The organism is Pedobacter sp. D749 (genome assembly GCF_019317285.1).
GTDB lineage: Bacteria > Bacteroidota > Bacteroidia > Sphingobacteriales > Sphingobacteriaceae > Pedobacter.
Window position 1 is genome coordinate 5254550 of the sequence record NZ_CP079218.1, and the last position, 24324, is coordinate 5278873.

At 38.6% G+C, this 24324-nt stretch carries 17 protein-coding genes; 6 read left to right on the forward strand and 11 right to left on the reverse strand.

Going from position 1 to position 24324, the window contains the following annotated elements; translation table 11 throughout:
* Positions 1-2 precede the first annotated feature (2 nt).
* On the forward strand, positions 3-1628 hold the full coding sequence (locus KYH19_RS21580; protein WP_219076708.1) for an NADP-dependent glyceraldehyde-3-phosphate dehydrogenase: 1626 nt from the start codon (positions 3-5) through the stop codon (positions 1626-1628).
* A gap of 396 nt (positions 1629-2024) precedes the next feature.
* On the opposite strand, the gene KYH19_RS21585 is transcribed toward KYH19_RS21580, so the two are convergent.
* From KYH19_RS21585 to KYH19_RS21605, 5 genes are all read right to left on the reverse strand, one after another.
* Positions 2025-2765 carry a rhamnogalacturonan acetylesterase gene (locus tag KYH19_RS21585; RefSeq protein WP_219076710.1) on the reverse strand — a complete coding sequence of 247 codons (741 nt, stop codon included), beginning with the start codon at positions 2763-2765 and terminating at the stop codon, positions 2025-2027.
* Positions 2766-2770: 5 nt separating this feature from the next.
* Positions 2771-3793: a pectinesterase family protein gene (locus KYH19_RS21590; protein WP_219076712.1), complete on the reverse strand. Its 1023-nt coding sequence runs from the start codon at positions 3791-3793 to the stop codon at positions 2771-2773.
* A gap of 81 nt (positions 3794-3874) precedes the next feature.
* Complete coding sequence (locus KYH19_RS21595) at positions 3875-5473, reverse strand: DUF5123 domain-containing protein (RefSeq protein WP_193419249.1); 1599 nt, start codon at positions 5471-5473, stop codon at positions 3875-3877.
* A gap of 11 nt (positions 5474-5484) precedes the next feature.
* On the reverse strand, positions 5485-7281 hold the full coding sequence (locus tag KYH19_RS21600) for a RagB/SusD family nutrient uptake outer membrane protein (protein ID WP_219076714.1): 1797 nt from the start codon (positions 7279-7281) through the stop codon (positions 5485-5487).
* A 22-nt stretch (positions 7282-7303) separates the two neighbouring features.
* Positions 7304-10486 carry a TonB-dependent receptor gene (locus KYH19_RS21605; protein WP_219076716.1) on the reverse strand — a complete coding sequence of 1061 codons (3183 nt, stop codon included), beginning with the start codon at positions 10484-10486 and terminating at the stop codon, positions 7304-7306.
* Between the two features lie 258 nt (positions 10487-10744).
* Here KYH19_RS21605 and KYH19_RS21610 point away from each other — a divergent pair, with 258 nt between their 5' ends.
* Together KYH19_RS21610 and KYH19_RS21615 are read left to right on the forward strand one after the other, a co-directional pair.
* Positions 10745-11755, forward strand: coding sequence for a LacI family DNA-binding transcriptional regulator (locus tag KYH19_RS21610; RefSeq protein ID WP_219076718.1), 1011 nt, complete (start codon positions 10745-10747; stop codon positions 11753-11755).
* 185 nt (positions 11756-11940) lie between these two features.
* Positions 11941-13125 carry a class I SAM-dependent rRNA methyltransferase gene (locus tag KYH19_RS21615; RefSeq protein ID WP_219076720.1) on the forward strand — a complete coding sequence of 395 codons (1185 nt, stop codon included), beginning with the start codon at positions 11941-11943 and terminating at the stop codon, positions 13123-13125.
* A 113-nt stretch (positions 13126-13238) separates the two neighbouring features.
* Here the strand turns inward: KYH19_RS21615 and KYH19_RS21620 are convergent, their stop codons facing one another.
* The 4 genes from KYH19_RS21620 to KYH19_RS21635 form a co-directional block, all read right to left on the reverse strand.
* Positions 13239-13673 carry a carboxymuconolactone decarboxylase family protein gene (locus KYH19_RS21620; protein WP_131526332.1) on the reverse strand — a complete coding sequence of 145 codons (435 nt, stop codon included), beginning with the start codon at positions 13671-13673 and terminating at the stop codon, positions 13239-13241.
* 526 nt (positions 13674-14199) lie between these two features.
* Positions 14200-14769, reverse strand: a complete 570-nt coding sequence (locus KYH19_RS21625; RefSeq protein WP_219076722.1) for a Crp/Fnr family transcriptional regulator — start codon at positions 14767-14769, stop codon at positions 14200-14202.
* 55 nt (positions 14770-14824) lie between these two features.
* Positions 14825-15607: a GLPGLI family protein gene (locus KYH19_RS21630; RefSeq protein WP_219076723.1), complete on the reverse strand. Its 783-nt coding sequence runs from the start codon at positions 15605-15607 to the stop codon at positions 14825-14827.
* A 2-nt stretch (positions 15608-15609) separates the two neighbouring features.
* The gene (locus tag KYH19_RS21635; RefSeq protein ID WP_255562490.1) at positions 15610-18414 is read right to left on the reverse strand and encodes a TonB-dependent receptor; all 2805 of its coding nucleotides are present in this window, start codon (positions 18412-18414) and stop codon (positions 15610-15612) included.
* A gap of 134 nt (positions 18415-18548) precedes the next feature.
* Between KYH19_RS21635 and KYH19_RS24250 the strand changes: the two genes are divergently transcribed.
* The 3 genes from KYH19_RS24250 (at position 18549) to KYH19_RS21645 (ending at position 21233) form a co-directional block, all read left to right on the forward strand.
* On the forward strand, positions 18549-19451 hold the full coding sequence (locus KYH19_RS24250; RefSeq protein WP_255562491.1) for a DUF4153 domain-containing protein: 903 nt from the start codon (positions 18549-18551) through the stop codon (positions 19449-19451).
* The gene (locus KYH19_RS24255; protein WP_255562641.1) at positions 19376-20353 is read left to right on the forward strand and encodes a DUF4153 domain-containing protein; all 978 of its coding nucleotides are present in this window, start codon (positions 19376-19378) and stop codon (positions 20351-20353) included. The genes KYH19_RS24250 and KYH19_RS24255 overlap by 76 nt, the downstream gene beginning before the upstream one ends.
* A gap of 241 nt (positions 20354-20594) precedes the next feature.
* Positions 20595-21233 carry a GIN domain-containing protein gene (locus KYH19_RS21645; RefSeq protein ID WP_219076725.1) on the forward strand — a complete coding sequence of 213 codons (639 nt, stop codon included), beginning with the start codon at positions 20595-20597 and terminating at the stop codon, positions 21231-21233.
* Between the two features lie 142 nt (positions 21234-21375).
* On the opposite strand, the gene KYH19_RS21650 is transcribed toward KYH19_RS21645, so the two are convergent.
* Positions 21376-22917, reverse strand: coding sequence for an aldehyde dehydrogenase family protein (locus tag KYH19_RS21650; RefSeq protein ID WP_219076727.1), 1542 nt, complete (start codon positions 22915-22917; stop codon positions 21376-21378).
* 168 nt (positions 22918-23085) lie between these two features.
* Positions 23086-24198, reverse strand: coding sequence for a TlpA disulfide reductase family protein (locus KYH19_RS21655; protein ID WP_219076729.1), 1113 nt, complete (start codon positions 24196-24198; stop codon positions 23086-23088).
* Between the last annotated feature and the right edge of the window lie 126 nt (positions 24199-24324).

Sequence of the window (24324 nt, forward strand, 5' to 3'; positions counted from 1 at the left end):
AATTGAGTACAACGCTAAACCTCGAAAGTATTTTCGTTGAAGAGAGCCAGATTCCAGATGAATTTAGGCTCACGGAAGAAATCAATCAAAAGGAGTTTCTGTCAAATGGAGAGATGAAACTATGGAACGGACCATTTAATGAAGTTTTTTCTCCGGTATGCGTAAAAACCCCTGAGGGCTTAAAACGGAAGCGTATCGGTAGTTTCCCTGTTTGCACGGAGAAAGAGTCTACAGAAGCTTTAGATGCAGCTGTAGCCGCTTATGATAATGGTCGCGGGCAGTGGCCAACTATGAGCGTTGCTGATCGGATTAGCTGCGTGGAAAACTTTACGCATAAAATGATTGAGCAAAAGGAGATTGTTGCGAAGCTCATTATGTGGGAGATTGGTAAATCTTATGCCGATTCGGTAAAAGAGTTCGATCGTACAGTTGAATATATCTATGCTACGATTGATGCATTAAAAGATATCGACAGACAGTCATCACGTTTCGAAATAGAACAGGGTATTGTGGCCCAGGTACGTCGTTCTCCGCTTGGGGTGGTACTTTGTATGGGGCCGTTTAATTATCCTTTAAACGAGACTTTTACTACGTTGATTCCGGCTTTGATTATGGGCAATACACTTTTATTCAAACCACCTAAACACGGTACTTTGTTGCACTATCCTTTATTGGAGGCTTTCCGTTCCAGTTTTCCTAAGGGTGTGGTGAATACGATTTATGGTCGTGGGAATACAATCGTTCCGGGATTGATGAAATCGGGAAAAATTAATGTACTTACCTTAATTGGCTCAAGTAAGGTTGCCAACGAACTTAAAAAACTGCACCCTAAAGTAAACCGCTTAAGGGCTATTTTAGGTTTAGATGCCAAAAATGCGGCCATTATCACTAAAGATGCAGATCTTGATCTGGCGGTTTCTGAAACCGTGTTAGGTTCGCTTTCTTTTAACGGACAACGTTGTACCGCGATTAAAATCGTTTATGTACACCGCAGTTTAGCGCAGGAATTTTTAAAACGTTTATCTGCAGAAGTAGAAAAACTGAAATTTGGCATGCCTTGGGAAAAAGGTGTAAACCTTACACCGCTTCCAGAGCTGAACAAACCCGAATACTTAAAAGAATGTATTGATGATGCCGTTTCGCACGGGGCAAAAGTGGTGAACAAAAATGGTGGACAAACTTTAGAAACTTTTGTTTATCCTGCCATTGTTTATCCCGTAAACAGTAACATGAAACTGTACCGCGAAGAGCAGTTTGGACCGATTGTACCTGTTGTGCCTTTTGATGACCTGGAAGAACCTATCGAGTATTTAATCGGCTCGCCACACGGCCAGCAGGTGAGTATTTTTAGTAACAATGCTGCGGTAATTTCTTCGTTGATCGATCCTTTGGTTAACCAGGTGAGTCGTGTAAATATTAACTGCCAATGTCAGCGTGGACCAGATGTGTTCCCTTTCACTGGTCGTAAAGACAGTGCCGAAGGAACACTTTCTGTAGTGGATGCCTTACGTTCGTTCTCGATCCGCTCTTTAGTAGCCACTAAGTTTACAGAGGATAATAAAAAGTTACTGAACGAAATTGTGAGGGGAGATGATTCAAACTTTTTAAGTACGAAGTATATTTTTTAAAAGATCAGTTTATAAAAATAAGCCGCAAAACACAGGTGTTAATCTGTGAGTTTGCGGCTTTTATGTTTTACGCTCAGTTCGTCATTTCGAGCGGAGTGCAACGTAGTCGAGAAATCTATATCTGGCAGATCTCTCCGTTCCGCTGCGCTTCAGTCGAGATGACGACCTTTCTATTGGAGTTTAATAGTCCTCGTTTGTAACGAGGATTAGCGAGATCCGCATTTGTAATGCGGTATTATGCTATTGGCGATACAATCGCCATTCTCAGGCATCCTCGTTGCAAACGAGGACGATGATCATATTTATACGCCCAACTCTGTTTACTTAGTGAATTTCTCGGTGCACTCGGTGGTAAAAAAAGATCCTTCACTGCGTTCAGGATGACAACTATATTTTTTACTTCAAACTCTTTATCAAACTCAACTTCAACTCTTTTATTCCGTTAACTACCAAACCTGCTACCTGTTTGGCTCCCTCCGGGCTTAAATGTGTATTGTCTTTTTTGCCATTAGGATAGTTTACATTCCCTGAATCAACATAATTGAATAATTTAATGGATGGTTCCTCGCCCAAACGGGTTAGTAAACTTTTTGTTTTCGCCAGCATATCAATTAAAGGAACATTCAACGAGTCGGCGACCTGTCGGGTTACGCTTGGGTAATCGCCATGCGAGTCGATCAGAACTCCGTTTTTAAAACTTCTGCGGGAGATTGGCGTTAATAAAACCGGGAAAGCTTTTTTGCTCCGGGTTTCTTTTACATAATTCACTAAATTGACTTTAAAATCAGCCAATGAAACACCGACCGTAGGTTTATCAACTTTCTCATCGTTATGCCCGAATTCGATAAAAATATAATCTCCTGGGTTTAACTGTGCTAAAATTGGATCCCAACGTTTTTCAGCCCTGAACGATTTGGTACTCCTGCCATTTAAAGCCCGGTTATCAACCGTAATATCAGTTTTAAAGTAAGACTGTAGCGCCATGCCCCAACCGGTTTCTGGATAAGCTTTTTCTTCTTTATTGGCCGCGGTAGAATCGCCGATGATGTACAGCTTTGTTTTCCTTTGAACAAAAGTAAAAGAGAATAAAACGGCTAAGGCTCCTGCCGCAAAAATCTTAAGAAACTTCGTTTTCATTTTAATTAATTTGTGATTGGATTCCATAGATCCGATCCGCTCAGTATATTTTTTAAAGTATATTTTTTGGCCTCTTTATCAGTAAGCTGTTTTGTCCAGGCTAATCTTGTTTTGGGCGATGCCCCAGCACCTTTACTTTTATATTCAGCATAAAAAACGGTTAATTCCTTATCTGGGAACATCTTATCGCCTTTCCATGGATTCCAGCCTTCGGGTAAAATATGTTTTCCCAGCTCGCAGGTAATAAACACCGTTTTTGCATAAGGCCGCCATGGTCTCCCCAGATACGCTTTGGTTACAGTTTCATCTGCAATGAGCTTACAATTTATGAAAACAAATCCGAATTTCTGTTGCGCGGAGGTCGAAGCTGCGGTAACATAAGAATCGCTTAAACTTTTGATGGAACAATTTTGAAAGACCACTGTGGCCTTGCCGAAAATAAAATCGGTTGTGCCTTCAATATAACAGTTTTGATAATATTGACGACTATTTTCAGTAGCGGCATAAAGCGTATCCTGATTGCCCAGAAACCTGCAGTTTTTTGCGATGAATCGATCACCTTCTACATGCAGCGCAACAGCCTGGCCAACGCGGCCAGCAGAATTGATAATGGTTAAGTTTTCGAGATGGATATCATTGCCCTGGACCAATACAGTGAATGACGTATAGGTGCTCAATTTAGCATTGCCAAAAGCATCCTTACCTGATGAATTGGCCTTCCCTGAATAATCATCAAAGGTAATTATGGTTTTATCGATATCTTCTCCAATAATCGAAATCCTGATTTTCCACGAAGGAATAATTAATTTCTCCTTATATATGCCATTTTTAACATGGATATTAACTTCTTTCTCGCCTAAATCCCTCACCGAATTTACAGCCCCCTGGATGGTCTTGTAATTTCCGCTGCCATCCTGTGCAACGGTTATTTCTGAAGGATATTTAGGGTCTTGAGCATAAACTTTCGAGAAAATGCAGACATAAAAAATCAAGACAGCGGCAATGTAGGTTATGGTTGATTTTGCCATGTGATTACAATAATTCTTTACTGTGAATTTCAACAAAAAAAGGCAGAAACGGGTTCTGCCTTTAAAAATGAATTAATAAAATTACAATCTCCATCTAGGGTCGCCAGAGGTTGATTTCCCCACAAAACCATCGTCTTTTATTTTGAAGTTCTTAGTTGTTGGAGCTGTCAATAATGTAGCACTCGTTCCGGCATAAGCTGTAATACCAGGAATCGCATTAGCTGTAAATACCACATCTGAGGTTTGGTAACTATTTGTCACAGTCGGGGCTGTTGCAGATCTTATGCCTCTTGCAGTTGCTGCTGGTGATATTGTTTTGGTAATTATGTTATTCTTGAACGAGAATCCACCTGAAATGGTTTGCGCATTATAATCAATAAAATACCTGCCATCTCCAACTACATTGTAAAAAGTGTTGTTTTCTATGGCCACGCTAAGGGATGGTGCTGCATTATGCAAAATCAAGCCAAAGCCGATATTTGAAAAGGTATTATTGGTTAAGGTAATATTATTGATTTTACCAGTAGCTACATTTGAGTTAATAAAAGCATAGTTACCAACCCCCGGGCCAGCGTCGGCTATACTAATATTATCAATTATGCAGTTGTTTACAATAACTTTATTGATTGTAATTGCATTTGTGCTTTGAATACGAAGAGGCGAGTTAACAAAATGCCTGATATTACAATTTTCGAAAGACACTTCATCCATGTTGGTGGCGAGACTTTGATTAATTAGGTATTGACGTCTGGTTGTTGTTTCATCGCCTTTTGCATAAGCTGTGATGTCTACATTTTCAAAGCGCAGTTTCCCGCCCATTGTAGGTAAAATAATCTGCGTAAAAGAGATAATGGGTTTAACTGTAGCAACCTCACCAATTATACTGATATCTATTCCGGCTGGTAATGTAAAGGCAACATCGGCGTTATATTTTGTGCCTTCCAAAATTACAAATCTTGTGCTTTTTGTAGCGGCGGTTATCATTGCTGCCAAATCATCAGTTGCAGATAAAATCACAACATCAGCTCCTGTGGGCAATTCAGCTGGAGTAGTAAAGGTTTTTGTTCCTCTAATTGTTGAACCTAAAAATAAGGTTACGGTATAGGATACTTTTGGACTTAAACCTGTTAATATTACTTCGCCTGCAAGAACTTCTGCAGGGGTAACAGGGCGTGTAATATTACCTGGATTAATCGATATTGTAGTGGCATTTTCACCGACTGGCCAATTTAAGGTAACTGTTCTCGAAGTTAGTTTAGCTGGTAAAATATCTTGAAAAATCTGTTCGGGTTCTGTTTTTACAGAAGTGCTAACCCATTTGGAATCTGCAACACCCTGTGCAACGCCTTTTACCCTAATTGAATATTGCGTATCACCTATTAATCCGGTTACGGTATAGGGTAATTGAGCCACAGTAACACTGGCAATTGATTTTACAGGTGTGCCGGTAAAATCGGCATTATCGTATACCTCAATGGTATAAGAAGTAGCATTTGGTACGGCGTTCCATGTTAATTTAACCCCGGTTTTATTTACTATAGTTGCCGTTAAACCTGGGCTCGAAAAAACCCGGTCAACCTGTAGTTTAGTCACTTCTTCAAGCTCATTATCTTTACATCCTGAGAACCCAATTAAGGTCATCAGAAAGAAAATGATGATATATATATTATTTCTTTTCATTACCAATAAGTTTATAAGCCCAAATTTTTATTGTTTAACATTCCGTTAGATGAATCTAAAAATACCTGCCATATAGGCCAATATTGCTGCATGTTAGGGTCTTTGGTGTAAAGCGCATTCCAGTAAGAAACAGTTTCACCGGTTGTAACCATTGTCCAGGCTTTATTTGAAGTGTAGCCTAAAGCAAGACCCTGCGCATCGGTATCACCGAATTTTAAACCATAAATTTCTACAGTTTCGCCATTGGCCGCTGTTTTGTAATAAATTTTAGCAGGTAAAGCGGCGTACTTACCCTGCCTGTTTTCCAGTTGCTGTAATTTAGTTTTGGCTTCAGCCAGTTTCGTGCCCAGTAAATTCCAGCGGATCAGGTCACTTTTCCTAAGCATTTCTCCTGTAAATTCCAGGGCTCTTTCGTTTACAACAGCATCGAAAAATGCAGTTTTGGACGCTGTAGCTGTAGCCATAAAAGCAGTAACCTTTGCAGGCGCTGTAGGGAAAGCCCTATCGCGGATCATTTTTAAATATGGGGCTGCAGCAGCTGGACCGTCGATATCATTAACCGCTTCTGCTGCCATTAAAATTACATCGGCATAACGCATATACATCCAGTTTAATCCATCATCGTTGGTAGAAGTTACCCTTCTTTTCATCCACTCGTAACGGTATTTGCCAAAGTATAAACGGCCAAGTGCCGATGGTACCTGCGCTGCACCTTTGGTTCCATCGCCGCCATCCCACTCATAAGGTACAACCGTTACATCCCTGCGTACATCTTCATTTTCATATTCGTACAGCATAATCGGGTTTGGTCCATCTGTTCCGCCTTTGTTCTGACCGGTGTACTGGTCTGTTTTGATGTGCTTTACGCCAAGATCAAAAATTACGCGGCCACGGCCATCACTAAAGGGAATTTCCCACATTGATTCTAAACCGGCTGTACCGGTTTCCTCGTTCAGTTTTCTGAAAACTTCTTCAAATCCAAGCAATCTTAATTTACCACTTGCAATAATTTCCAGGCATTCTTTTTTGGCAATGGCATACATTTTATCGTGTGATAATTCCGGATCGGAACTTAATTTTATTGTTCCATCCAGGCGTTGTGCATAACCACCTGCGGCCAGTGCCAAACGTGCTCTTAAGCCTTTTGCAAAAGCTTTGTTTACGCGCTCTACTTTAGCTGTTGTGGTATTTTCGCCAGGCCAAGGCAGGTAACCTGCTGCTTCATTTAAATCGGCTAACAATTGTTTATAAATTACATCTCTATCGTTTCTTGGCAAATACGATGTTGCAGTGGAAATGGGCTCAAAACGAGCAGGCACATCGCCCCAGCCTTTTATAAGGTCGTTGTATATAACAGCTCTTAATGTTAAAATTTCACCAAGGATCTGCGCCATTGCCGGGTTACTTTCTATATTGCCATAAGTTCTAATTCCCCTTATGGCCAGGTTAGCCCTTTCAATAGCTTCGTAAAATTTAGCCCATGCATTATCTGTGGTATTCATTTGGCTATTGTTCACATTACAGTTGTAGTTAGACAGTTTTGCTTTGTCATCATCAACCGCTTTTAAGGTGTTGTATACTTCTGTATCGTTGTTAAGTCCATAGTAGACTAAAAAACGTCCTCTGTATGAATTGGTTTCTCCAAATGATTGTAATATACCCGCTATTGAACCTTCTGCTAAGCTAGGGGTAGAAAAAATAACAGACTCATCCAGCGAAGATTTTGATGGTGCATCTAACGTTTTTTTACAGCTATTTACAAGTGTTATCCCTGTAATAATGAATAGCGCATATATAATTTTTTTCATTTTCTTAAAATTGAATGGTCTTCTAGAAATTAACGTTTAATCCGAATACGAAAGATTTACTTCTTGGGTACGCAGAGTAATCAACTCCAGGTGTAAGCGGTGTATTCCGTCTGGTAGAAACCTCTGGGTCGAAACCACTGTAATTGGTCCATAACCATAGGTTATAAGCAGAAGCATAAAACCTTAATTTTTTCATTTTCAGTTTACTTGATATTTTTTCAGGTAAGGTATATCCAAGGGTCAGGGTCGATAACCTTAAAAACGATCCATCTTCTACAGCCCAGTCACTTAGTACAAAGGTTTTGGTATATGGCGACCATAAAGTGGTGTTTGCATTCATTGCTGTTAATTCGGCGGGGTCGTTACTGATTGTTCCATCTGCCTTTAAATTTGTCCAGCGTTGTCCGCTCTCCATAACCGAAATCAGATTTCTTGAAGCGTATTTACTGGTAGAGGTATATTCGATTTTATTTGCATTGTAAACATCGTTTCCATAACTCCAGTTAAAATATGCACCAAGGTCAAAATTGTAAATTCTCGAATTAAGAGAGAAACCACCAGTATTTAACGGGTTGGTATTGCCGATAATAGACCGGTCGGATAAATCAATCTTTCCATCTCCGGAAATATCTTCTATTTTCATTGTACCAGGGCGTACTGTGCCTACAAATGAAGTCGCATCAACTACACCTGGCTTTAATGTCCATTTCCCGCTTGTAGCGTCGTAACCTGTAAAATCAGAAACTTCGTATCTGCCAGCGCTTTTATATCCGTAAATACGGCCAATTGATGCGCCTTCTTCCACCAGGTAATCTACACCAACTTCTGTTGATGCCCATCCCGAAGTACCATTAATGTTTTTAACAGAACCTAAAGAGATTACCTTGTTGCGGTTAAAGCTGATGTTTGCATTGACCGTTAGATCGAAATTCTTTTCTTTTATTGCATTCCAGTTTACAGAAAATTCTAAACCTTTGTTCTGCGTTTGACCAAGGTTACGGTATTGCGCATCATATCCTGTACCCCCAACCGGGAATAAGATCAGGAGGTCTTTTGTTTTATTTAAGTAGGCATCAATTGTACCCGTAACTTTCGAATTAAATAAAGAAAAATCCAGTCCGATGTTCCGTGTTACTGTTGTTTCCCATTTTAAATCAGGATTTGCCATGATTTTAGATGCCGCCCAGTAGTTATTGAAACCATTTATCCAGGTGGTGTTAAAATTCATAAACGATTGTGTAATCTGGCCGGCAGGGATATTGTTGTTACCTGCAGCACCATAACTTCCCCTTAATTTTAAATCGGTTAACCAGGATTTTGTATCCTTCATGAAATCTTCCTGAGAGATTCTCCAGCCGGCAGAAACTGAAGGAAAATAACCCCAGTGGTTTACGGCAGAAAATTTAGAAGAGCCATCGGCCCTGAATGTCGCGCTTAATAAATATTTGCCTTTGTAGTCGTAATTAGCCCTACCGAAAAAAGAAAACAATTTATCATCTGGCTGGAAATTGTTATCTATTATAGCGGCTTTACCCTGAGTGGTTAATACCCTTGTCTGCTCAAATCCAAATGTTTTTGGAAAACCATGAACTTCAGTCGTTAAGGTGTTCTGCTCCGTTTTGATAAATTCCTGACCCAATAAAACATTAAGGTTGTGGTTTTGGCCGAGGATTTTATTAAAGCTATAATTAAGTGTATTCGTATTCCTAAAACTATTTCTAGTGCTGTTCATCGAATTAAGTGTAGGCAGGTTGGGATAATCGGCAAGGTTTTTTACATAGTAAGTGGTAATGCCATAAAAGCGATCCTGATCATTCCTGAGCCCGTCGTAACCTACTTCAGACCGAAGTTTTAAGTTATCGATGATTTCATAAGTTGCTGCTCCGTTAATATTATAGGCTTTACGGTGCGCATACTGGTCGTTATCCGAAATGGCAACCAGTGGGTTGTATAAGTTAAATTCATCATTGGTCTCTGTTGATGCTGTTAGGCCTGGTACCGGAAAGGGTGGGTATAGGATCGCATATTTTAAGCGCGAATCGGCTGATGATTTTTCATTCTGCTCGTTCGTACCACCACCATTGGTCTTGGTATCGGCATAGCGGAAACCAAAATCTAAAGCCAGCGAACTGTATAACTTATGGGTTAATTTAAAGTTGATGTTCTGTCTTTTAAAATCAGACATCTGCATAATAGCTTTGTCGCTTACGAAACTGTGGCTCAGGCTGTATTTGGTTTTGTCGCTTCCGCCAGTAATGCTTAAATTCTGGTTAAAGGTTGTTCCTGTACGACCAAAAGAAAGATCTTGCCAGTCATTTTCCGCAATATTATTATACAGATCTATATCCTGATAATTTCCAAAATACTGAGTATAATCTGTTATTGAGCCATCTAAAAGCGCACGCTCATATTGCCAGTGCACGTAATCAGATGCCGATAACACATCCAGTTTCTTCGCTACTTTTCTGGTGCCACCAAAAACATTATAGGTGATATTCGTTTTTCCATCTTTACTGTTTTTGGTTGTAACAAGTATTACCCCGTTAGCGCCCCTTGCCCCATAAATGGCAGTTGATGAGGCATCTTTTAATACATCTATTGATTCGATATCCTGAGGAGCAATATCGGCAATAGAAGTTACCGGGAACCCATCAACAATATAAAGCGGCGAGTTGTCGCCGGTAATAGAACCGCCCCCTCTTACCCTTACGTTAATCTGTGCATCCGGCGAGCCTTCTGACGATGAAATATTAATCCCAGCTACCCGGCCCTGAATGGCCTCTAGTGCAGAGGATACCGGGGCCGCAGCAATTACATCAGCTCCTACAGAACCAACAGCGCCGGTTAAATCTTTTTTACGTACTGTGCCGTAGCCAACGTTAACAGTTACCTCTTCAAGATTGTTGGCATCCTCATCTAAAGTAACTGATAGTTTTGTTTCGTTTGTTACTGTAACATTTTTGGTTTTATAACCAATGTAGGTAAAAGTTAAAACCGCACCGTTTGCCGGGATACTGATCTTGAATATACCATTCGCATCGGTACTGGTTCCATTTTTCGTGCCAGCAAGGGCAACACTCACGCCAATCAGCGTCTGGCCGTCTTTTTTGTCTTTCACCGTTCCGGTAAGCTGCCGGTTTTGTGCTTGAGCCAATGATAATCCGATAAAGGAGAGAAATGTAAATAAGAGTAAAACTCTGCTCATAATTATTAATTTAGTAGATAAGATTTGGTTTTTTAAGATAGTGCAATCGCTTGCACATAGAATATAATTCTATTTCGGAGCGTTATTGTTTGTTTATATTTGGTTACTTTTACTTAACAATTTTACAAACTAAAAAGCAATTGAAACCAGATTTAACTAAAAAAGTGTGCAAACGTTCCCAAAAACGTTATCTTAACGTTTATTAATATTACTGAGTAAATCAACCATGAGATATTTTTTGTAACTTGTACGCAATACATGAGATTTGAAACATCTACCATAAAAGATATTGCTAAAGCATTAGGGCTGTCTACATCTACGGTTTCCCGGGCTTTAAGAGACCGTTACGAAATTAGTGAGGAAACTAAAAAGCTGGTTTTAGCCTATGCCGAAAAGGTAAATTATCGTGCCAATCCGATTGCCAGAAGTTTAAAGGAACGCCGTAGCTATTCGATTGGCATTATTGTAAGTGAAATTGCCAACAACTTTTTTTCTCAGGTGATAAATGGCATTGAATCAATCGCCTACGATAAAGATTACCATGTTATTATTTCTCAAAGCCACGAATCGTACAAGCAGGAAAAACTAAACGTTGAACACCTGGCATCTCGTTCTATTGATGGTTTATTAATTGCACTTTCTTCGGAAACACAGGACATTGATTATTTAAGGCATTTATATGCAAAGGGTTTACCAATTGTATTTTTTGATCGCGTGCCCGAAGATTTTGAAACCCATAAAGTAATTGCCAATAACTTTAAGGGCGCTTTCGATGCCACAGAACATCTTATTTTATCAGGAAAAAGAACCATTGCCCATTTAACGAATTCAGAAAACCTTTCAATAACGAAAGAAAGGTTAGCAGGTTATAAAGCGGCTTTGATTAAATATCATATCGAATTTAGGCCCGAACTGGTGAAATATTGCCAGCATGGCGGTATGCACAGTGAAGAACTGGAAGAAGCGGTGAAAGAACTTTTGCCACTTAAGCCCGATGGGATTTTTATCTCGAGCGATCGTTTAACCACAGGTTGCATTATGGCCCTGAAGAAAACCAATCCTGAAGTGGCACATAAAATTGCGATTGCAGGTTTTACCAATTCTAATCTCGTCGAGTTGTTCTCACCATCCTTAACTTCAGTTAAACAGCCTGCATTCGAAATGGGGCAGGTGGCCACAGAATTATTGATTTCGATGATCGAAGCTAAAAGGCCCGTTACCGAGTTCGAAACCAAGGTTTTAGATACGGAACTGGTGAAGAAGCGCTGAGCGCCAAGCGGTTTAGTGTGGCGCAAGGCGTTCATTGACAGGCGATAAGCTTGTGGCGGTTAGCGTTTAACACTACGTTCAAATAAGCACTCCGATTTAACAGACGTTCTGATATGCGCTTCGTATGAAACGCTTATCGCTAAGCGCCGAACGCTACTCTCCAAACTAATTATTACCTTTGCGCTATGGTAGAAATTACATTAAAAAAGGGCAAAGAAAAAGCGGCATTACAAAGACATCCATGGGTATTTTCCGGCGCATTAGAAAAAGTTAAGGGAAAGCCTGAAGATGGTGATGTAGTCAAAGTTTTTGCTTTCGATAATGAATTTCTGGCCTATGGATATTTCAATAGCAATTCGCGTGTTGCTGTTCGCTTGTTAGAATGGGACGAAACACAAACGATTGATCACAATTGGTACCAGAACAGGTTACAACAAGCCATTGCTTCACGTCAATTTATTTTAAGCGAACAGACCAATACCTGTCGTTTAGTTTTTAGTGAAGCTGATTTTCTACCGGGTTTAATTGTTGATCAATATGCTGATTTTCTTTCTCTTCAGATTTTAAGTTCCGGAATTGAAAAGGTTAAAACAGAGATTGTAGAAATACTAAAAGCAGAATTAAAACCCAGAGGGATATTCGATAAAAGTGATGCAACCGCACGTACCCACGAAGGTTTACCTATTGAAAATGGATTACTTTGGGGTGAAAATCCGCCAGAATTTTTGGAGGTAAAAGAAAATGGCATTATTTATCATATCAATATTGCTGAAGGCCAGAAATCAGGCTTTTATTGTGATCAGCGGGATAACAGAAGTATTTTAGCCAGTTATACAAAAGGTAAAAAAGTTTTGGATTGCTTTAGCTACAGCGGAGGTTTTAGTCTAAACAGTTTGGCAAATGATGCGGCAAGTATTACCAGTGTTGATAGTTCTGGTTTGGCCGTAGAGACGTTGAAGCAAAATGTGGCTTTAAACAAATTTGATGTAAATAAAGTTACGACCATCCAATCAGATGTGAACAAACAATTGCGTGCATTTAAAGATTCAGGAGAATTATTTGATGTAATTGTGCTTGATCCACCTAAATATGCGCCATCGCGTTCTGCATTAGACCGTGCTGCCAGAGCCTACAAAGATTTAAACCGTTTAGGGATGCTATTGCTCGAAAAAGGGGGCTTATTGGCTACTTTCTCTTGTTCTGGGGCAGTTGATATTGAAACATTTAAACAAATTATTGCTTGGGCAGCGCTTGATGCAGGCAAGGAAGTACAGATTATTAAACAATTCTGCCAACCGGAAGACCACCCGGTTCGGATTTCTTTTCCGGAAGGAGAATACTTAAAGGGATTGTTATTAAGGGTATTGTAAATTTGCCCCTTTTAGTGTTCAACTTTAAATCACAAAGACACAAATTACCAGGTTATTTTAAAAATTAACCAGGTGTTATCATGTCTTTGTGATAAGCTGAAAGAGGAATCTAATTATCCAACCATTACTTTAGCGGTAATGGCCAGTCTGTTCCAGGCATTAATGGTAACTATAGCCATAATTAGCTGTGCTAATTCCTGCTCATTAAAAAAGCTTGCCGCTTTTTGATAAGTTGCATCAGAAACATGGTGGCTAATTAAGGTTACTTCTTCGGTTAAAGCCAAAACAGCTTCTTCTTGTGCCGTAAATAAGGTTGTTTCTCTCCAGGCATTTAATAAATACAAACGTTGTTCGGTTTCCCCTATTTTACGGGCATCTGTTGAGTGCATATTTAAACAAAATGCACAGCCGTTAATTTGCGACGCACGCATTTTAATCAGTTCTAAAAGAATTGGATCTAGTTTGCTGGTTGATAAATATTTCTCTAAACCGTACATGGCCTGGTAAGCTGCAGGTTCTACTTTTGGGATATCAATTCTACTTTCCATTTTATTTGTTTTTTGATTACGATGTAAAGTTCCGAATCCCGATCCTGAAAAAACTTAATGTAGTTTAAGAAATGAATTTTCTAACTGTAAAGGCACAGAGACTTTCGTAAAGTTAGAAGCTGTTTAAAATTAAATTCGTATGTCAGTCTGAGCGTAGTCAAAGACTATTTCAACGTATTAATAAAGCAATCGACTACGCTATCATCGACAAAATCCATTAGCACGGCCGTCATTCCCGCGCAGGCGGGAATCTTAAAGTACTTGCATTACGATTCCCAATCGAGTTGGGAATGACGATTTCGCGCAGCCTACCATTTGCCAAAAAGATCTGCCTTTAATATTCATTTTTATACAATAAATTATCCCTCAGTGTGACCGCAAAAGGCCATTTCTATTTGTTATAAAAATTAAACAGGCTCTTAGATATCTATGTTATTTTTTATCTACAGAGACGCAGAAAAACCGATAACACATCGCAAATAAAATCCTCCGTGTTAATATGTGCCTCTGTGGCAGAATACAACCACTATTTCTTCGCCCTGATTTTACTCAAAAATTCAGGAGTAAAACCCAAATAGGAAGCCAACATGTATTGCGGCACACGCTGTACAAATTCAGGGAATAAACTGTTAAAATGGCGGTATCTTTCTTCAGCTGTTTGACTATAAAGGAATTTTATCCTCCGTTGTGATGCCTGGTGATTTTTTTGCAGGATTAATCTGAAGTACCTTTCAAGCTTAGGGAGTTTATGGAACATCTCGTCATAATGATGATGTTCGATAGCGATAACTTCAGTAGTTTCAGCCGCCTGGATATAAAATTCAGATTGTTCCTGGAAAAGAAAGCTGGTTAGATCGGTAATCCACCAGTTTTCTATGGCAAATTGAGTGGTCTGTTCAGCACCTTTTATATCAATGAAATAAAGCCTTAAGCAGCCTTTTACCACGAAATAGTTTGCCCTACAGGTTTGCCCTTGTTCTAATAAAAAAGCTTTCTTTTTAACAGGAAAAGATTTGAGAAACGGTGAAAGAATTTCCTGTTCATCGCTGCTCAGATCAATAAATTTATTAATGTGTTTATAAAGTGCGCTAACCATTTTCGTACTATTGATCAGCTAAAATAGGTATAATTATAAAAATGAAATCAATGGTTTAAAGTGAAAAAGCCTTATATATTGGATGCGCATATTCGCCCCAATTCTTCATCGCGCCAAGTAATATTGCTTTTAAACCTTTGTTATCAGTCGGCTTTCCTTTTGTAGGCGGCGCTAAATCTTTCTCCGGAACGGCAACTTCTGTAACTTTAGTTGCAAACCAGGTTACATTTTCGTGTGGTAAAGCCAAACCTAAAATCATTCCCGGTAATCCGGTAAAAGATTCAGGACCACCGGAAACGGCTATCTGATTACTGTAATAAGCCACCACGTAAACCGAATCCATAATAATGGCATTTGCCCTACGACATTCATAACCTGCAATTTCTCTTGTTTCGTCGGTAATTTTCCAGTTGATTTTACGTATACTGTCTTTAACCAGGTACGTATCTTCATATACGCTTTTTTGTGTGGTACTGCTTTGCTGATCAAAATTTGTGGCAATGGTATTTTTCAGGTCCGCCAGCACATCAGATGCCAACCAGTTATTGTTTGCCGTTTCTTCTACCGTTGGCCATTTGTATAAACTTTTATCTTTAGTAAAATATAAAGTGCTTTTGGCAGCCTTAAATTGGGGATTGTTCTTTTTATACTGCTCAAAAGCCTCATTCAGATAGCTTTCATTGTCTTTATTGATTTTCTTTTGGATCAAAGCATACATATTTGATCTCTTTTCAAAATCAATTATGCCATTTTGTACGAAGTGTACATTCTGTGCAAAAAGGTCGCTGCTAATAAAAATCACAGCAAAAAGGATGATATATTGTAGTGTAGTTTTCATGATTATTTCTGTGTTTTAATGCCGCCGCCCATTTTGTTGAAGTCCCATGATACCGAGAACATTAAATACCGTTGGATGGTGGTGTTACGTGTTTCGCTAATGCTGGTATTGGTTGCCATGCGGTTGAATCCTACATTTTGGTTTAAAATATCGTTCACCGTTAAAGAGAATTTTAAGCTTTCTGATTTAAAGAATTTTTTACCCAGCGATGCATTCCAGATAAAACGTTCGAAACTTTTGTTAAGCACCTGTGTTTTACCGTTATACTGATAATCTCCGTCCGAAGATATTTCGAATTTGGCTGGCAACTGTACATTTCCGTAGAAATATCCAGTATATCCTATACCATCACTGTTGGAGCCTACGCTTACCCTTGAAATATTATATGTAGGACCAAAACGGACATAAAAATTATACTTTTTCTCTTTGTATTTCGAAACGTTTAAACCTCCACCAAAAGTATAGTTTTTGGTGTTATTTAATACCCTGTTCTGGTTAGTAGTGATGTAGTTGTAGTTAGAATTTCCATTTGCATCTACATTTAAACCTACATTCATATCCAGAAACTTAATTTTCCGACCAATCTGTCCGTACAGGTAAAAGTTTGTCTGCATTTTATCCGAAAAATTGATATAAGTGTAAGTACTCTTACCAGCACCATCGGTATTTACATCACTAATGATCGGGTTTGAGGTAAAACTATAAGAACCACTTAACCAAATGGATTGATTGGTTAACACTTTATAAGAGTTGAAATTTGTATTAATACTGCTTCTGAATGATGGCCTTAAATCCTGATTTCCTTTAACTACATTAAAAGGGTCATTGTTTACCCTAACCGGCTGTAGCTGATCGAGTGAAGGCTGGTTGGTATTCCCGTCATAATTGATCCGGAGCGATTTCTGTTGAGAAAAACGATACTGATACGATGCTTGTGGCATATAATTAATAAAGTTTCTGGTGTATGTTCTGTTGTGGTAAACATCATCCTGTTTAAAGTTTACTCCGCTAAATTTCGAACCAAAATTGATTACCGTTTTACCCTTTTTATAATTGAAAATGGCACCACCCTGATTAATGGTCTGGTTCAGTTCAAAATTGTTACTGTATAGTGTATCCAGCATATCATATCTGCCACTTCCTGATTGATTAAACGATCTTCGGTCTGATTTTCCATTCATCAACGTTAAACCATAGTTCACAATCACCGTTAAGGTTTTAGAGATCGGTTCGGTATAGGCTGCATTTAATTTAAACGAATTGTTTGTGATATCGTTTACCTTTAACTGGTTGGTAAGACTATCCAATATTGTTCCTGTTTCTATATTACGTGTTTTGTTTTCAGAGTTTAAATAGCCTTCAGAACTGTTTTTATTAATTGATTGGTTAAGGTTTAAAGATAATGTACGCCCTTTTTTCTTCAGTTTTTTGGTTAACAACAAATTCATGTTGAAATTCTGGTCGTCCGCCTCGTTGGTGATCGTTCTATCTGATGAATTTAAGAAATAGTCATTTTCTCCATTTGTAGTCGTTTTATAGTGGTTTGAAGTATTGCTTTTTTTCAAAGCGCCATCTACACTCACTTTCATGGTTAAGGTGGTATCGATTTTTATTTCGTAGGTCGCATCTAGTTTTTGCCTGAACATGTCGTTATCAAAATCTTCATCTGAAGTGCTAAACTGCGAACCTGATGCTAAATTATTCTGGCTGATCGAATTCCGGCTACCTTTTACCCTGATCGATCCAATTTTATAATTCGTATTTAATGATTCTTTATCCTTATTCCATTTATTATCAAAATGCAAACCACCTGTTCTGGCCATTGGCAAACCCTGACCATTGTACCGGCCATCATACGAATCGAAATCATCGCCCCCGCTATAGTTGAAATACATTCCGCCATCATCACTCACCGTTAAGCCACTCGAGCCGCTATATTTATCCCTATCATCCCAGCCTAAACCTACCGTTCCGTTATTGCCTAAAATGCCGTAGGCCGAAAATTTCTTTTTGCCCCAAAATTTATTAAACATTCCTTGTCCCTGGTAAAAATCTTTAGTGCCATAACCACCCTGTACTTTACCGAAATAACCGTTCTTTTTATCTTCTTTGAGTTTAATGTTTAGCGTTTTAGTTTTTTCGCCATCATCAATGCCTGTAAAACTAGCCTGATCGCTCGCCTTATCATAAAGCTGAACAGATTCTACCATATCTGCTCTCAGGTTTTTGGTGACCAGCGTTGGGTCGTCGCCAAAAAATTCTTCACCATCTACCAATACCTTCGGCACGCTTTTGCCCTGAGCTGTAATTTTCCCATCCTTATCTACCTGGAAGCCCGGAAACTGTTTAATCAGATCCTCTACTTTAGAATTGGGTTCTATATTATATGCTTTTGGATCAAACTCTGTAGTATCACCTTTAATTTTTATGGCTGTTCTGTTTCCTTTAATAATTACATCAGCGAGAATTTTGGCCATCCCGGTAAGGTTAATTTTTCCGTAATCTTTAACCTGAGTAGTAGAATCGAGCGTAAAATGATCTACAAAATCTGCATACTTAGGATAAGAAACTAATAAGATAAACTTCCCGTTTTTAATTCCGTTAAGCTCGAATGAGCCATTTTCTGCTGTCCGGGTAAATTTTACCAAAGTAGAATCTTTTGCATTTAAAATGGCAATGGAGGTTCCGGATAAAAGCGTTGTCGATGCAGTATCAATCGTTCGGCCCTTAATGGTATGAAGGCCCTGTGCTTTTGAGTAAGTAGTGGTAAAAATAAAAAAGAACAATGAGAGTAACAGCGGTTTCATAGATAGGATTTGGTTTTGTTTACCGAATTTAACTAATATATTAGTTGTTTGTAATTGTTTAACCTTTTTTAACAGTTAAAAGCAGATACTTAGCCATTACGCACAAAAGATTATATCTTTAATAAAAAAATTAGATGAAATTACCCTCTCTCCAGCAGCTATATAATGGATTTGTAAATGTAATTAAGCGTTTTCCCTTACAATTTATTTTTGCCGTTGCTGCAACTATTTGCTGGTGCTATTACATCCACATTTCAGATTACCGATATCATTCGGAACCAAATGAAAAACTCGAAGGCCACCTGATAAAGGCGATAGCTATTTTAAATCTGGCGCTTACGCTTTTATTGGCTCTCGATTTAATTTCTGAACGGAACCAATATCTACCAATAAAAAAATGGATGCTGCGCCTGGGAGGCATCCTGATATGTGCAGTACTATATTTCAGCCTCGATCCTGCAAACTATTCGGCAGATCTTTACCGTATTTTCCTATTTGCCTTTGCCATTCATTTGCTTGTGGCATTTGCTCCATTTATCGGTCATGAAAAAATGAATGGTTTTTGGCAGTTTAACAAAGCACTTTTTTTAAGGTTTCTAACTTCTGCGCTTTACTCTGCCGTGCTATATGCAGGTTTAGCAATTGCCTTGGTTGCCATTAACGGATTATTTAATGCGGATATCAGATGGCAAACTTACATGACTTTATTTGCCATTATTAGTGCGGGGTTTAATACTACTTTCTTTCTGGCAGGAATCCCTACGGATTATAAATTGCTCGAAGAAGATCAAAGTTACCCAAGAGGCCTGAAAATATTTACACAGTTTGTGCTTATCCCACTTGTAACCATTTACCTGGCAATCTTACTGATTTACGAACTTAAAATCGCAGTACAATGGCAATTGCCTAAAGGACTGGTATCGAGCCTGATTTTAGGCTATTCGGTATTTTATCGTTGCTGTTGGTTTATCCGGTTAAAGAAACAGCAGGAAATAATTGGATTAAATTATTTTCGAGATTCTTTTATGTCATGTTGATCCCCTTAGTGGTACTTTTATTGCTCGCCGTGTGGAAAAGGGTTGGTCATTATGGTATTACCGAAAGCAGGTATATTTTAACGGCACTGGCACTGTGGCTTGCAGGTATAACTATTTATTTTCTCTTCAGTAAAAAACAGAATATTAAAGTTATCCCAATAAGCTTGTGCATCATTTCGCTTTTGGCTACATATGGTCCGCAGAGTGCTTTTTCAGTTTCTAAGTTCTCGCAGTTGAGCCGTTTAAAAAGGATAATGAGCAGTACGAAAAAAGAGGATATAAAAGAACGACCTGCGGTAATCAGGTACCTGGTCTATACTCATGGGTTAAAAACTTTACAGTCTTTTACCAAAAGAGACCTGAGCAAAATAGAGCAGAAAATCGATACCTCTGATACTTACCGTTATAGTATGAAAGAAAAAAAAGTAGCTACTGCTTTAGCTATTTTTAAGGTTAGGGATGAAAGAAAATACGACGAGGGTGTAAACATCAAACTTCAGAACGACGAAAACCAGGTTTTGAATGTTAAGGGCTACGATTACCTCATCCCAATTGATCAATACCCCAACGAAAATGCGATACGCCTTAATGGTGCAGATCTTAAAATAGAGAGAAGCAACCTAAATGTTTCACTATCAATTAACAATCAGCCGTCATTACATATCGATTTTAAAGCGCTGTTCGATCAGGCGGTAAAAGCCTACCAAAAAGGAGAATTAAAGGCGATTGATAAAAAACAGGCTTATCTATATCCGGCAAAGCTAATGACTGTTTCCAAGAATATTAACGGATACCAATACACCATTGTGCTTACCACATTAGAAAGTACTTATTACGATGATAATCGTGACGATTATTTTTGGAACGAGACTACTACTTATCTGCTCATTAAAAAACTGTAAGCTAAATTTTATTCCAGGAGGCCGGGTTTTAATTAATCCGGCCTTTTTTTGTTCGCCGATGTTTCCAAAATACGCAGGATTTCGTATAGGTTAATTCGGCGTTCGTCTATAAATAAATGCGCATGGTATAATAGCCCATAACTGGCTGAAACGTTTTTGCCATACCGCGGTCTTAATTACAAAACCACCTAATAATTAGGGATTTAAAATAAAGATTTATAAACATAAAAATATTAACGTCATGAAAACTTCTATCAAAAATTTATTCGCAGCAGCATTGGTAATGGTTACTTTAAGCAGCGCAACAGTTGTAGCACACGCAACAGAAAATAATGCCAGCTACACTGCATTAACAAATGTTAGAAACATCAGCAAAATTGTAGTTTCCGGAAACGTAAAACTGGTCCTTGTTCAGGATGCCAAAGAAAGTGTTGAGGTTTATAATCAATATTACACCAAAAATGCTCTGGTACAACAGCATGGTGAAGAACTTAGAGTTAGCTCTTTTGATAAAAATACCCTAACCGTAATCGTCCGCGTAAATAACTTAACTGCTATCGAAGCTTCAAATACTGCAAGTGTAAGTACTGCCGGAAATTTCAACCTGTTAAACCTAAACATTGTTTTAAATGACGAGGCATCAGCAGATATTAAAGCCAACACTGTTAATTTATCAACAAATATTAAAGATGGTACATCCTTAAAATTAGAAGGGATTACCGATTTACACCAAGCTGTAATGGGTGTAGCATCCAGAATAAACATGGCTGGTTTTACTGCGCTGGAAAGTAGTATCAGATTAACAGGAAAATCTCTTTTGGCCAACAACAAATCCCGTTATGACGACATACAGGTTTCTTTATTAGAAAAACTATTCTAACTCCATCATATATTTTACCACAAAGGCGCTGAATTTTTAGTTCAGCGCCTTTTTTGTTAACGAAGGTTTCGAACACCCCTAGTTATAAATCCTAACCAATATAGATTGCTTCGTCGTTCCTCCTCGCAATGACGAATTTTCTTTACAAATCAAATTTTATCCCCTGCGCTAAAGGTAGTGTATTCGAATAATTGATGGTATTGGTTTGCCTGCGCATATAAGCTCTCCAGGCATCTGAGCCACTTTCCCTACCACCACCTGTTTCTTTCTCGCCGCCAAAAGCACCGCCAATTTCTGCGCCTGAAGTACCAATATTTACATTTGCGATACCACAGTCAGATCCTTTGGCCGATAAAAATTGCTCTGCCTCTCTTAAATTCAAGGTCATAATGGCCGAAGATAATCCCTGGGGAACAGCGTTTTGTAAGGCAATGGCGTCCTCTAATGTTTTGTATTTAATTAAGTATAAAATTGGCGCAAATGTTTCGTGTTGAACAATCTTGAAATCATTCTGAACCTCCGCAATGCATGGCTTTACATAACACCCGCTTGTGTAGGCATCACCAGATAAAACGCCGCCCTCTACCACAAAAGTACCGCCTTCGGCCTTACATTTAGCAATCGAATCTAAGTAGGCTGCAACCGCATCGGTATCAATTAGCGGGCCTACGTGGTTATTTTGATCTAAAGGATCACCAATACGCAACTGTCCGTAAGCTTTAACCAGTTTAGCGGTAAAAGCATCATATACGCTTTCGTGGATAATTAACCTTCTGGTAGAAGTGCAACGCTGGCCTGCGGTACCAACCGCACCAAATACAGCACCAATTAAACTCATGTCTAAATCGGCATGTTCTGAAATAATAATGGCATTATTACCGCCAAGCTCCAACAAGCTTTTTCCTAACCGCGCCCCAACAGCAGCTCCAACTGCCTTGCCCATGCGTGTCGATCCGGTGGCAGAAATTAAAGGAATACGGCCATCATTTGTCATGAGTTCGCCAACTTCCCTATCGCCTAAAACCAGGTTGCAAACCCCTTCGGCGATATCGTTATCTTTAAAAACCTTTGCAATAATATGTTGACAGGCAATGGCGGTTAAGGGTGTTTTTTCTGAAGGTTTCCAGATGCAAACATTACCACAAATCAAAGCCAAAGCAGTGTTCCAGCTCCAAACGGCTACAGGGAAATTAAAGGCGGAAATAATTCCTACAATTCCCAATGGATGCCATTGTTCGTACATACGGTGGTTCGGGCGTTCGCTATGCATCGTTAAGCCATAAAGCTGCCTCGATAAACCCACTGCAAAATCGCAGATATCGATCATTTCCTGCACTTCACCAAATCCTTCCTGTAAACTTTTTCCCATTTCGTAAGAAACCAAAGTACCCAAGGCGTCTTTATGCTCACGTAAAGCATCGCCAAACTGGCGAATAATTTCGCCTCTTTTTGGAGCAGGAACCGTACGCCAATCCGCAAAAGCTGCTTGTGCCTTTACAACAACCGCATCATAGTCTGCTTTGCCTGCAACTTTTGCCGAAGCAATCAGTTTACCATCAACAGGAGAAAAACTTTCTAGTGTATCTGTATTCGATTCGCCTCCCCAATGGCTACCTGTACTATAGGCTGAATTGACCGCTTTTACGCCCAACTTATTTAAAATGGATTGAATATCTGTAGTCATATATCTAACGATTTACACAAAAAAACAAAAAAATAAAGGAAAGCAGGTATGTTTAGCACTTATCTTATCGCAATTTGTTTAAAACCTTTACTTAATAGAAAGATCAAATTATTTGTGATTCTATTTTACCCATTACATTGGGTTTAGGCTTAAGTGCAAAACAAAATGTTAATTGGATTTTGTAGAGATCTGTCCAAGAACTTTATTAAATAGCGCTCCCTCTTCATAGCCTGACCATTTGGAGACGATTTTTCCATGTGGATTGATGAGTACAAAAGTAGGGTAACCTGATATACCATATTTGATGATTGTTTCACCATAAAATCCTTTCCCGTCCCAGAGGCTTAGCCATTTTGTTTGGTCTCTATTTAAGCCTTTCAGCCAGGTTTCTTTCCCGGCATCGCATGAAAAGGAGACTACTGATAGATTATCACGGAGTTTTTGAGAGATCTCCTTTAGCTCTGGAATAGAAGCAATACAAGGGCCACAGAATGTAGATGAAAAATCTAGTAATATATATTTGCCAGATACTTCAGATAAAGAATGTTTCTTCCCGTCTTTATCGAAAGCATTAAAATTGTAAAAACTATCTCCTTTATCGATAATCTCTCCAACCTTTAAATACGTATCAATTCTTTTTGCATATAACGTATTTTTAAAATCTGAATGAAGAGAATTATAAAATTTACGTATTGTATCTCTTGGAAAATCATTTTTAAGATAAAAAAGAGCATCAAGCGCTTCAAAACTATTTAAATTCTGCCTTACAAAATTCATTCTCGTAATCTTATCTGTACTATCTATTTTCCCAATAACCTTCCATATTGCTTTAGCCTTTAATTTAGCGCTATCATCAGTCAGGGCAAAGTAGTCTGCTACTAATTTATTCCGTTGCTTAATACTTGCTTTAGTCAAGTTTATCATTTTATTATGCATATCCTGGGTTTTTGATCCCGTTATCTTCAGATCAAAAGGCAAATCCTTAATGTCTCCCTTCACATTAATTTTTTCATTTCCCATTAGTAAGGTAAAGTAATAAAACTCATTTGCTACAGTTGTTTTTACCCATAGCGATTGAGGCGTTTTCCTAAGCTTGCCTTTGAAATTTAAAACGTTGTTTTCGATGATGGCACTATCAATGTCGGTATCAAGCTCCGGATCGTTTAAGTAAAACTTAGTTCCACTTTCAAAACCAGTGATTTGTGCATTAATAACATATTGCTGCGCAGAAACCAGAGTAGTGATGCAGATTGTAATGAGGAATAAAAGCGCCTTTTTCATATTTGACTAAAATAAGGATTTGTATTTGCGAAAACAACATTTTACGAACGAGCATTTTTCTCCTGGCCTACAGTAGCTTAACTTTAGCATAATTCTAATATCTTACCCTAATTTTACTCAACGCTA